Raw genomic sequence first — 3,332 nt, forward strand, 5'->3', positions numbered from 1 at the left:
CGACAGCTTGGTCGTCGGCAGCCCTCCATCGGCAGAGCTGCCGCCCGGCAGCTCCACCCGCACCGGCTCGCTGTCGGCGACGAGGCCAAACAGCGAGTCAAGCATATGATCGTCATGGACGCGCCAATACAGTCCGTCATACTGTCCAACCGGCGCCAGGCCGCTCCGGGCGTCGCGGTAGCTGTTGTCCCAGCTGTGCGCCGCCCGCCAGGCCGCCGTAGATGCGCTCTGGTACAGCACGACCTTCTGGTAGACGTACATGCTCATGAACAGCATTGCCAGCACCGCAATCAGCACCGCCGGGAAGACGAAGGTTGCTTCGAGGGTGAAGTTGCCTCGTTCCCCTCGACAGAGCTTAGCTACAATATTTCTCCCTTTGCGTAAAGGAGTTTCAATCATTTTGGTTCAGTGAATATGCCGTTAGCCTTGCCCCCAGCCTTCTCCAAGATATCCTTGACAAGCCCGATAATCCAATCCTTAAAAATAATAGCGATGACCACAATAACCGCAATAATCAACACAATCTCCAACGTCCCGATGCCGTCTTCCTCATTCCAGAACTGCTTTGCCATTTGACTCATCTTCATCTCGTTCCCTCACTCCTCAATTAAAGTTGTTGTTGCAAACCTTCCTAGAAAGACATCATCAATACCGCCGGCGACGCGACGATGACCATCAGCACGAGGAAGATGACCACCAGAGGGAACACCAGCTTGGACGAGGCCTCCTCGCCCAAGGTGCGGGAGACCGACTTGCGCTTCTCCCAGAGCGAATAAGACAGCTCGCGGAGCGACAGCCGCAGCCGGTCGCCGCCGCGCCGGTAATTCAGCAGCAGATTGGTCGTAAACATCGCAACCTCCTGCACGGCGCAGCGCTTGCTGAAGCCCTCCAGCGCCACATGGAAGGCGACGCCGTTATGCATGTCGTGACAGAGCCGGGTCAGCTCCGCATAGAGTGGATGGCCTGCGGACGCCTCCCGGACATGACTGGCCTGGCAGCGCAGCAGCGCTCGCTGGATCGTCTCGCCTGCGCCGATGAGCAGCATCAGCTGGCTGATGAGCTCCGGCATCGCCAGCAGCACCTGCTGCTTGCGGCGATGGAGGCGCGTCTTCTGATCCCGCAGCTTGGCCGCCGGCAGGACGCCGGCGATGACCGCCCCGACCGCCAGCAGCATCGGCTCCCCGCTCTGCCAGGCCATCAGCGCCGCGACCGTCAGCGCGGCATAGCCGTAAGCGACGGCAAGCGCCAGCTCTTGCTTCGTATCGTCGAAGCTGTGACGCTCGCCGTTCAGGATGAGCAGGCGGCTATGCATGATCGTCAGCGGCGACTGCAGCTGATCCCAGACGCCGAAGCGCTCGGCCGCGGCAAGCCAGGGCAACGTCAGATGCCACACGAGCGGCTCCTTGCGTTTGCGCCGCGCCCCGCCTCGCTGCGCTCGTACCTGCAGCGCCGCCCAGCCATAGCCGCCCGCCCACAGGAGCAGCAGCAGCGCTGCGGCTAGTTGAGCCAGCAACATCTCCCTCACCTCTCTCCTTCCTCGTACACCTCTCTTAGATGCGGATCGCCATCAGGCGGATCATGAACCAATAGCACAGCGTCAGGACGGCCAGACAGACCGTCAGCAGCACATAGCCCATCGGACTGGCATACAGCGGCGCCATATAGTCCGGCGCAGTCGCCGCCAGGAAGCCCAGGAAGACGAAGGGGATGACCATCATAATGCGGCTCTCGAACTTCTTCTGCGCGATCATGACCGCGATCTCCAGCTGGATGTCCAGCTTCTCGCCGATCGTCTGCGCCGTCGCCCGGATGATCTCCACCAGATCGCCGCCGGTCCGCTTGCCTGTCGCGAACACGTCGACGAAGTTCGTCACATCCTCGATCCCCGCCCGCTCGCTGAAGTTGCGCAGCACCGGCTCGAGCGGCTCCCCATTGTCCAGCCGGATGCGGATCAGGATAAACTCCCGCAGGATATCCGTCTTCGGATCGGGGTAGATGAGCTGCAGATCGTCGGCGAGCGTCCGGAACGCGTTCTCCACCGAACGCCCTGCCGCCAGCGAGGAAGTGAGCGAGGCGAGCGCCTCCTTAAATTGCAAGCGCAGCCGCTGCCGCCGCTGCTCGGCCAGATGGTCCCGCCACAAACGCGGCGCCCACAGCCCCGCTGACGCGAACAACAGCGCGACAATCCACGAGCGGTAGAACAGATAAGCCGCCGCGAAGACGACCAGACCTCCTACTGCCACTGCAAGCGCACGCTGGCTCTTGCTGAGCGTGTAGACGCGGTAATCCGTCAGCTCCTGCATGGTTCGCCCTCCCTCCCCGTTAGTCCGGCCATCTGCAGCTTGGCGATGCTCTGCATCGGCTCCCCCGTCGGCTGCAGCGAGCCGACGATCCGACCCTCGCGCTCGCCCTCCTCCACGAACCGATAGAGCGAGCGCGTCCGCACCTCGCCGCCCTCCAGCCCGAGCACCTCGCTGATCTCGGTCACGCGCCGACTGCGGTCACGCAGCCGCGAGAGGTGGATCATGATGTCGATCGCCGAGGCGATCTGCTGCCGGATGACCGGCACCGGCAGATCGGCGGCGCTCAGCACCATCGTTTCGAGTCGGCCGAGCATATCTCTCGTATTGTTAGCGTGGCCAGTGCTTAAAGAACCGTCATGCCCCGTATTCATCGCTTGCAGCATATCCAAGGCCTCTCCACCCCGCACCTCGCCGACGACGACCCGCGACGGTCGCATCCGCAGCGAGGCGCGGATCAGATCGCGCATCGGGATCTCGCCCTTGCCCTCGGTGTTGGCGTTGCGCGTCTCCAGCGACACGAGATTCGGCACCGTGCGGATCTGCAGCTCCGCCGAATCCTCGATCGTGACGATCCGCTCATCGGCGGGGATGAACTGCGACAGCGCGTTGAGGAACGTCGTCTTGCCCGAGCCGGTGCCGCCGCTGATGAAGATGTTGTACTTGGCGACGACCAGCTGGCGCAGTAGCCTTGCCGCCTCCTCGCCGACCGCGCCCATACGGATCAGATCGGCCATCAGGAGCGGCTGCTCGGGGAACTTGCGGATCGTCATCGTCGGGCCCTTGAGCGCGATCGGCGGCAGCACGACATGGACCCGCGAGCCGTCCGGCAGCCGGGCATCGACGATCGGCGACGATTCGTTGACAACCCGATTGACCCGGGAGACGACGCTCTGGATCAGATCCTCGAGCCGCTCGCGACTCTCGAAGGCGTGCGGGTATCGACTCATCCCGCCGCCCCGCTCGATGAAGATCTCGTCATAATCGTTGATCATAATCTCGGTGACCGACGGATCGTCGATCAGCGGCTGC

General features: G+C 63.1%; 4 protein-coding genes and 1 pseudogene. All 5 read right to left on the minus strand.

What is annotated here, in order from left to right:
- Positions 1–285, minus strand: a pseudogene (locus PA598K_RS23930) (pilus assembly protein); the annotation flags it as partial.
- 110 nt (positions 286–395) lie between these two features.
- Complete coding sequence (locus PA598K_RS23935) at positions 396–587, minus strand: Flp1 family type IVb pilin (RefSeq protein WP_128659377.1); 192 nt, start codon at positions 585–587, stop codon at positions 396–398.
- Positions 588–631: 44 nt separating this feature from the next.
- On the minus strand, positions 632–1,516 hold the full coding sequence (locus PA598K_RS23940; RefSeq protein ID WP_260405582.1) for a type II secretion system F family protein: 885 nt from the start codon (positions 1,514–1,516) through the stop codon (positions 632–634).
- 34 nt (positions 1,517–1,550) lie between these two features.
- Positions 1,551–2,303: a type II secretion system F family protein gene (locus PA598K_RS23945; protein WP_128659379.1), complete on the minus strand. Its 753-nt coding sequence runs from the start codon at positions 2,301–2,303 to the stop codon at positions 1,551–1,553.
- Positions 2,291–3,332 (minus strand): CpaF family protein (locus tag PA598K_RS23950; RefSeq protein WP_148091982.1); only part of this gene is annotated, 1,042 nt, incomplete at its 5' end. The genes PA598K_RS23950 and PA598K_RS23945, both read right to left, overlap by 13 nt.

It is taken from the genome of Paenibacillus sp. 598K (assembly GCF_003851045.1).
Lineage (GTDB): Bacteria > Bacillota > Bacilli > Paenibacillales > Paenibacillaceae > Paenibacillus_D.